Genomic DNA, 6,285 nt, shown 5'->3' with positions numbered 1-6,285 from the left:
GAAGGCAGCACCTGATTCAATAAAGGGGAATTAGCATGTCACACCTACGAGAGTTTCTTCGCCCGACGGCACCAGCCTTGGTGGCCTGCGGGCTGATCGCCAGCCTGCTGCCGCGCCTGGTAGCCGCGCAAGACGGATCCGAACCACCGCCCTGGCCTGACTATGAATTCAAAATCGAAATCGACAATGTAAAAGGCCCTGAATGGTCTCAAGGCTTACCACTTTACGAGGCTTCACTAGAAAGACATACCAAGGAAGGCACCATCGCCGCTTTCAGGAAAGACGTGCCCCGGCTGAAAGAAATGGGCACAGGTATCGTATGGTTAATGCCTCTCCATCCTAAAGGAATTCTTAAAGCGAAAGGCAGTTCGTATTGTGTTAGAGACCATTTTGGCGTGAACGAGTCTTTAGGTACCAAGGCAGACTTGAAGCAACTCCTGGATGCTATTCACGATTCGGGCATGTATGCCATACTGGACGTTGTGGCAAAATACACATCGTGGGATCATCCCCTGATCACCTCCCATCGGGAATATTATGTTCATCGCGATGATGGAACCATTGCATATCCTGCCAATTGGACAGACGTAGCCGCACTGGATTATTCAAAACAGGGCGTCCGTGAGTGGGCCTGTTCGTATCTCGAATACTGGGCGGATTTCGGTTTTGATGGCTTCCGCGTCGATTGCGCCCACATGTTTCCCGATGATTTTTGGGCCGAATCTATCCCGCGGATAAACAAAAAACACCCCGGTCTTTTCTGGCTTGCTGAGTCACACAAGGAATCTCATCACGATCTATTCGACATTACCTACGACTGGACGACGGTACCCTATCTGTGGAAGGTCTTCTGGAATGAGTTGCCGGCAACAAAGCTCGACTCGTTACTGCAAACGGAAAAACCACACCTTGAAAAAGGTGCTTTGATCATGAGGCATGCCATCAATCATGATACCCATGGATCGTGGTATCCAGGTCGATGGTATGACGTGATTGGAATAGAGAACAGCAGGCCGCGGCATGGGAGAGGAAATATTTATGATAGTTACGGAGAGGGGATGAAGGTTGCCAATGTGCTGTTCGCAACGTTGCCCGGCAAATACATGATCTACAATGCTCAGGACGCAAATCACCGTGGACGTGGAAAGATTGAATGGGGCGACGAATCCATGTACCCGTTTTACAGGTCCTTGTTCAAGCTGCACCGGAACCATCCTGCAGTGTATAAAGGATCGTTTTACAAGCTGAGAACCAACGTCGATGACTCCGTTTTCGCTTTCGCGCGGGAATTCGGAAATGAAAAGGTCTTGGTGTTCACCAACTTGTCGGGTGAAAACAAGACAGTTCAAATAGAATCCAGAATCCGCGAACAAGAGTGGGAGGAATACTTCACAGGTGACAAGGGCCTGGGACTTGGTGGTATCGAATTGACTCCCTTTGGATACAAGGTTTACGTTTCGACCGACTAGAGGGATGCAAGCATGAAGATAGCATTGTGTTTGATAGTATTGATGGCATTTGTTGCCGGAGGCACGCCCCAGACGCTCGCCCTCGATTTCTACGTCGGGGGCGCTGGCGCCTCGGACCGTAACCCTGGGACGGCGACGGAGCCCTTTGCCACGATCCAAAAGGCCGCCAGCGTGGCACGGCCAGGAGACGTAGTGAACATCCGCGATGGCATCTACCGCGAGACCGTGGTGCCATTCAACAGCGGCACCGAAGAGGACCCGATCGTGTTCGAGGCGGATGCCGGCGCCGAGCCGGTGATCAGCGGGGCTGATCTGGTGACGACAAACTGGCAACTGGCGAGCCATGCCAACTTGAACCCTGCCTCTCCCATCTACGAAACGACCGTTCAACTTCCGACCGTTGAGTACAGCAACCACGATCCCGCTGTGACAGGCAACGAAGTCCTGATGGCACAGCAAATCTTTGTGCGCAGCAAGATGCAACAGGAGGCGAGGTGGCCGAAGGTGACCGACCCCGAGCACCCGTTGAAGGATCATGGCTATGCCCGGGCGAGGACCATACCTTCCAGAGGAACTGATTGGGACTGGAGCCGGGAAGGTAACAATATCCGTTTGCGTGATGATGGACTGCCAAATGTTCCCGGAGGCCTGGCGGGAGCATATTGTACGGTACTGGCCTGGTTTGTGCCCGCTGGCGCCCCGATCCTCTCATCAAGTGGAAATGAATTCGTGATTGACGGAACTATGCCAAACGGCGGGGATCATATGCTCAGTCGCTTTACCAATTGGTTTAGGAGAGTGCAAAACGAAAACTTTCCGGACAATCTGCTTTACTATGTGCGTGGGGCACTTGGGCTGCTCACTGCCGAGGGAGAGTTCTACTATGATAAAAGTCAAAACAAGCTTTACCTATGGGCCCCCGGCGGCGGTGTGCCGAAAAATGTTGAATACAAGGCCCGCAACTGGGGCTTCGACCTGACCGGGAAATCTCACATCCACCTTAAACGCCTCACTTTCTTTGCCTGCGATATCCCGACCAACGGAGAATCGCTGTGGCCAAGCAACGCAAAAACCTGGGATGCCGTTCAGCCAGTACCGGTACAATATACAGAGACGGAGAAGCCGACCTACCCAACGGTTCAGGCGAAGGCCGATGCCCAGGGCTACATCGCCGGTGCCCACCCGTCTGACAGGTTTAACCCCGAGGCAGTGCCCGATCCGGCCAACGGTATTGTGATCGACTATTGCCGGTTCAAGTACCTGAACCATCAAACGAATATGGTGGCGAAGCAAGCTGGTTCCCCATTAGACCTGGAGTTATCAGAAACCGGCATCTTTCAGGGAAACGGAAATGGCAATTTCGGAAACCTCCATCGCGCCGGCATCCGGATCACGGGCGATAACTGCATAATCAGGAACTCGGTGTTTGATACCGGTGCCGGTAGCGGATTGGTGGTGACTGGAAGGAATTGCACCATTGAGAACAACTACTTCAAGGACTTTTCCTATATTGGTAACTGGTCAGGATCAATCACCGCCTCGATTGTCAGCACGGGCTTAACGATTTATGGCAATACTTTCTGGAGAACGGGAAGAGTCCACCTTTGGAATGTCCAGCGAGAGGGTAATGTAGGGTTTAATGATTGGTCTGAGTATTCCTACCTGAACGTTGACGGCGGCGGAAATTACTCCCAGGCTAGATTTTCATACGCGGTAAACCACGGTGCTGCCTGGAACAAAGCTCAGTATAGTCAGTATTATGGCCGCAACCTGCTTGGCAGGAAAGAGAGGCCCGCAGATAGCACCCTGTTGGATGCTTTCGCCTATGATGCTTCTGTTTGGCACCACAACTGGGGCCATGATTCCAGGGCGTTTCCGGCTGAATTCGGTATGAGTGCCAGCCTTTATTTCGACGATGCATCAGATGGTGTAGTGATGCACCATAATGTGTCATGGAATAATATTAAGGGAGACTTGCGGGCACCTAATGGTGGACTTGATTACCAGGCAACCCCGCTAGGCATTCACCTGCTGTATAACAACGTTTTCGCAACCTTGGGCGTAGGTAACAGTACGCAGTTCTTTACGCAGGGCCAACAATGCCGCTGGACAGCTGGAAACAACATTTACGCGGTAAATGCTATTCCAGGAACAAGGCCTTCTCATGAGTTTGTCTGGAATACCGGGCAACTACGAAGCGATGGGTTCCTGGATGCGGAAGGTGCGTATGTCAGTACACCGGCAAACGGTAAACCCTGGTTGATAGGTTTCGGTCCGGGCCAATACCCCTCAGGGCTTGGCTTGCAGCTAAAGGCAGGATCTGCGGCCATCAACAGTGGTGTCTTAGTCAGCATCGTTGAGAGTGCCCCCGACGTTCTGGCAACGGATCAACTCGGCAGGCCGCTGGACTACATCGACGACCCCGTTAACGACGCCAGCCCGGATGCCGGCGCCTACGAGTTTGGTGGGCCTCAGGTGCCTGCCGCTCCCAGGCACTACAACAACCCGGGCCACCCCGCTCATGGCGCCTGGATCCCCGGCACCACGCTGCCTCAGGAGTTCATCGAAGGCCGGCCCTGGGAGCGGCAGTGGGCAGCGGAATAGATACATCTGCTTGATTACGTCGAGGGGCCGGTTTGATTCCCGCCCCCTTGACCCTCAATCCCTTTACCCTGACCCGAAGCGTTCGAAAGAGAGAATCGCCATGTCAAAAGGACAGCTCCGACAAACCACCTGTGGAGGAAAGGGCACATTCTCCTACCAGCAGCCAGGGTGCCAATCCCGCTGAAGGCGGTCTCCCCGCCATGCCCATGCCGGCGCCGGTGGAGAATTCCCTCGACTAAGAAGCAGCTCAAACACCGGGCGTCGAATCGAAATTGCTTTCCGACATGGAAAGCCTTGAGAACTGGGAGCCGTTCCCTGCGGCATTCATACCAGGATGAATGGGGACGCCCCGTATTGGCCGTCGGACATCTGGCACAATCCGAAAGAGATCTGGGTGGTCTCCACAGGCGACTATCTGTGGCTGTTGACACACTTTTTCGAGTAGACCGGAATCAAAGATGGAGAACACAACATGAAATCCACACGCACTTGCCTCCAGGCCCGGAAGACCTTTTCTGCCGCTGCAATCGTTGCCGCGCTGGCAGTACCTTTTTTGGCCCAATCGCCTGCTGCGCTGGCCGCTTCCGATGCGCCGAAGCAGAAGCCCAACATCATCGTCATCCTCGCCGATGACTACGGATGGGGCAGCTCGGGTTGCTACGGTGCGCCGGCAGAGTTGAAGACGCCTCATCTTGACCGGCTGGCGCGCGAAGGGCGGCGATTCAACAACGCTTACGCACCCAGTTCGGTCTGTTCGCCGACGCGCTACGGATTGATGACGGGCCGCTACGATTGGCGCACGCGTGGAGATGGCGGCGGAGTCATCGGCGCCGCAGCGCCGTTGCAAATTGAAACCGACCGTCTCACGCTCGCATCCCTTTGCAAAGGTCAGGGCTACCGCACCGGCGCGTTCGGCAAGTGGCATCTCGGCTTGCAGGCGGGGCCGAGGAGGACGGATTGGAACAAGCCACTTGCGCCAGGTCCCCGGGCAATCGGATTCGATTATTTCTTCGGCATCGCGGCGAACGCGTGGAACGGCCCGCACGCCTTCATCGAAAACGAAACGCTGCTCGGGCGCATCCCCGGCGAGGAAGTCAAGGTAATGGAAAATTATAGCCCGACTAACTATACCAAGGGCATCAAAGAGCAATACGATACGCGTTTACTCATGGATGAGTTCACCAACAAAGCCACAGACTGGATCGGGAAGAACAGTTCCGAACCCTTCTTCGTTTACTATGCCGCCACGGCGGTGCATAAACCGCATGATTATCACCCCCGCTTCACGGGGAGTCCGTTCGACAAATATGGCAATTTCATCGAAGAACTCGATTGGTGTGTGGGACAGATCCTGGACCATCTCGACAGGCTGAAGCTTGCGGACAATACGCTCGTCATCTTCACCAGCGATAATGGCGGCGTGATTTACCGGGGTGACCCAGAGATCAAATATGCTATGGATGCCGGTCTTGCCATCAACGGCCCTTTGCGCGGCGGCAAACACAGCGAGTTTGAAGGTGGTTTCCGGGAACCTTTCCTCGTGCGCTGGCCGGGTAAAGTCCCCGCCGGTACAGTGAGCGATCAGGTGATCTGTCTAACCGATATATTGGCGACCCTCGCGGGCATGTTCGACGTACCGCTTCCCAATGGCAACGCCGAAGACAGCTTTAACGCGTGGCGCTTGTTCACGGAGGAGAACCCCGGCCTGCCTATACGCGATCACGTCATCATGCATGCTGCTAACAGTACCTACGCGATCCGCATGGGCGACTGGAAGCTTATCGAGCGCAAAGCGCCGAAGCAGAATGAGCTTTACAACATCAAGGAAGATGTTGCGGAGACCAATAACCTCATTGATGCCAATGCCGACCGTGCGGCGCAGATGCAGAAGATACTCTCCGAGGCCCGCGACCGCGGCTACACACGTCCCGGGGCCGTTAAGTGAAAACGTGCAAAATCAAAAGACTCAGCGACAATCTCCTATCAATGAGTGAGGACATCACATGAAAATCTGGAAATTCACTTTCGGCGAAAGTCTTTCGAGTGTTCGTGTTACCGGCATCGTGCTCTCAGCGGTGCTGGCTTTGCTGACCGGCGGGACCGGGCAAGTGCTCGCCGCCGGCCCGGCTTTCGCGGCCGAGGTGGTGATCCATGTCGCTCCGTCGGGCGATGACGCGGGCGACGGTAGCCGGACGAAGCCGGTGGCCAGCCT

The 6,285-nt window shown here is 54.8% G+C and carries 4 protein-coding genes; all 4 read left to right on the top strand.

Features of this window, described 5'->3' with window-relative positions; all coding sequences use genetic code 11:
• Positions 1–35: 35 nt before the first annotated feature.
• Positions 36–1,469 (top strand): alpha-amylase family glycosyl hydrolase, encoded by a 1,434-nt coding sequence (locus ACESMB_RS14180; protein ID WP_372971896.1) that lies wholly within the window; start codon positions 36–38, stop codon positions 1,467–1,469.
• A 12-nt stretch (positions 1,470–1,481) separates the two neighbouring features.
• Entirely contained in the window at positions 1,482–4,073 is a 2,592-nt protein-coding gene (locus tag ACESMB_RS14175; protein ID WP_372971895.1) for a hypothetical protein, read from the top strand.
• Between the two features lie 472 nt (positions 4,074–4,545).
• Positions 4,546–6,018, top strand: coding sequence for a sulfatase family protein (locus tag ACESMB_RS14170; protein WP_372971894.1), 1,473 nt, complete (start codon positions 4,546–4,548; stop codon positions 6,016–6,018).
• Positions 6,019–6,076: 58 nt separating this feature from the next.
• On the top strand, positions 6,077–6,285 hold a 209-nt coding region (locus ACESMB_RS14165; protein WP_372971893.1), incomplete at its 3' end, for a hypothetical protein.

Source organism: Marinobacter sp. (genome assembly GCF_041686475.1).
Classification (GTDB): domain Bacteria; phylum Pseudomonadota; class Gammaproteobacteria; order Pseudomonadales; family Oleiphilaceae; genus Marinobacter.
Note: the sequence above shows the minus strand (reverse complement) of the source record. Positions and strands in the feature narration are given on the sequence as shown.